The organism is Enterobacter sp. R-1.6.2, from assembly GCF_035064085.1.
GTDB classification, from domain to species: domain Bacteria; phylum Pseudomonadota; class Gammaproteobacteria; order Enterobacterales; family Enterobacteriaceae; genus Enterobacter; species Enterobacter asburiae_B.
The window spans coordinates 1-1,684 of the sequence record NZ_JASEYI010000085.1 but is presented as its reverse complement, the minus strand read 5'-3'; the positions used below and the strand labels follow the sequence as shown (position 1 = coordinate 1,684).

Annotated in this window: 1 protein-coding gene; it reads right to left on the bottom strand. The window is 53.9% G+C overall.

Going from position 1 to position 1,684, the window contains the following annotated elements:
* Positions 1 to 162 precede the first annotated feature (162 nt).
* Positions 163 to 1,554, bottom strand: a complete 1,392-nt coding sequence (locus QMN93_RS25815) for an NAD-dependent succinate-semialdehyde dehydrogenase (RefSeq protein WP_023205627.1) — start codon at positions 1,552 to 1,554, stop codon at positions 163 to 165.
* Between the last annotated feature and the right edge of the window lie 130 nt (positions 1,555 to 1,684).

The following is a 1,684-nucleotide window of genomic DNA, read 5'->3' as shown; positions in this document are numbered from 1 at the left end:
GCTGATAGAAACAGAAGCCACTGGAGCACCTCAAAAACACCATCATACACTAAATCAGTAAGTTGGCAGCATCACCCAGTTTGCCAGTCGATTTGACTGTGGCGATAAAAGACCCGGCCAGGTGCTCGGGTCTTTATCGAACTAAATATGCTTCAAGCGCGATCAGAAGGGAGCGTTGATATCCACCACGTTGATCAACTTGTGGTTGACGAACTCTTTCAGGCCTAAGTCGATCAGTTCACGACCATAGCCGGAGCGGCGGATGCCGCCAAAGGGCAAATCAGCCTTAACCATGGTGGGGTGGTTGACAAACATCATCCCGGTAGAGACTTGCTTGGCTACCGCCAGACCGCGCTGTTCATCGGCGGTGAACACAGAGCCACCGAGGCCGAAGGGCGAATCGTTGGCAATGGCAATCGCTTCCTGTTCATCCTTTGCCTTGAGGATCATGGAGACAGGGCCGAAGAACTCCCAATAGTAAGCCGGGTTGTCCGGGGTCACATTGGTAAGTATGGTCGGCTGTACAAAAGCGCCTTGCTCCGGCACTTTGGGACCAACTTCGGTAGCTGTGGCACCATGCTCAACCGCTTCACGAATTTTCTGCTTCACTTCATCGGCAGCACCCTGGGAAGACAGGGGCGCCAGAGTCGTGTTCGGATCCATAGGGTCACCGGCTTTAAGCGCGGCTACGCCTTTGGTATAGCCTTCCATAAACTTGTCATAAATGGCTTCCACCAGGATCATCCGTTTGGATGAAACACATACCTGACCGGCATTCCAGTGACGGCCGAATACCGCCCAATCTATGGTTTTCTCAAGCTCGGCATCTTCCAGCACGATAAAGGCGTCAGAGCCGCCCAGCTCCAGAGTGGATTTTTTCAGCGCCTTACCGGCCTGAGAGGCAATAACGGCGCCTGCACCTTCAGAGCCGGTCAGAGCCACGCCATGTACCTTGGGTGAGTTGATGATCTGCTCGACTTGATCCCGGGTAGCATACAGGTTCTGGAAGGCGCCCTGTGGCAGTCCGGCATCCCGCATCAGGCTCTCAAAAGCGGCGGCGCACTGAGGCACATTGGAAGCGTGTTTCAGCAGCAGGGTGTTGCCGGCAGAAAGTTGCGGAGCCAAGATCCTGGCTATCTGGTAATAGGGGAAGTTCCAGGGTTCAATGGCCAGCAAGACCCCAAGAGGTTCATTGACCAGCAGCGCTTCCCCTTCGGCGGGATCGGCCACAGGCAGTTTCTGCGGTGCCAGCAGTCTCTCGGCATGCTCGGCATAGTATTCGAGGATCTGCGCCGACAGTTCTACTTCGGCCTCGGCCTCTCCAATGACTTTACCCATCTCTAGGGTCAGCAGCTCTGCATAGCGGCGCTTGCTGTCTCTGAGCAGGGCTGCAGCCCGATTGAGTATTTCAGCCTTGTTGGCAAAAGAGGTATTGCGCCAACTCAAAAAGGCCTGGTGGGCCGATTCAATTGCCTCTGTGACTTCGGCATCAGTGGCATTGGGAAATTCTTTGATGAGCTCTCCCGTGAAGGGATTGATCGTTGCATATGTCATGTGTTCCTCCCAGCGTTGCAAGTAATAGGGGTCAGTTTGGAGATCGGAAATTTTTGTACTATAAGGGCTTCCCCGGCATGTCAACGCCGGTGTTTACGGTTTCTGTCTGCACTATAGTAAAAAAATAAAG

What these genes read in the sequence shown, in the direction of transcription:
- QMN93_RS25815 (WP_023205627.1), bottom strand. Translation starts at nt 1,554, where the DNA reads ATGACATATGCAACGATCAATCCCTTCACGGGAGAGCTCATCAAAGAA.